The organism is Rhizobium sp. Rhizsp42 (genome assembly GCF_047304155.1).
Taxonomy (GTDB): Bacteria; Pseudomonadota; Alphaproteobacteria; order Rhizobiales; family Rhizobiaceae; genus Rhizobium.
The window spans coordinates 1-277 of sequence record NZ_JBGLYS010000140.1; the positions used below are offsets into that span (position 1 = coordinate 1).

Here is a 277-nt window from a genome sequence, read left to right on the forward strand (position 1 = left end):
GTAGTGCCAGCAGCGCTCGCACTTGGCGTGAGTGGACGGCACAACGGTGATGAGCAGATCGCCGCCTTCCGGGGCGCGCTCCAATTTAGCTGCGGACGTGATCAGCACGAAGCGCAGGTCGTCGCCAAGGCTGGCCAGCGCGTCATGCACCGACTCACCCGCCGACACCGTCACTTCCGCCTGCAGCGACGAGCCGATCTTGCCGTCGATGCGCAGCGCTTCCAGCTGCTTGGTCACTTCGCCGCGCACGTTGCGGATGGCGGCCCACTTCTCCAGC

Annotated in this window: 1 protein-coding gene; it reads right to left on the reverse strand. The window is 66.4% G+C overall.

Annotated elements, in window-relative coordinates; genetic code table 11:
* Positions 1-277, reverse strand: a 277-nt coding sequence (locus tag ACCD05_RS31855; protein ID WP_413397674.1) for a hypothetical protein, incomplete at both ends; no start/stop codon positions are given.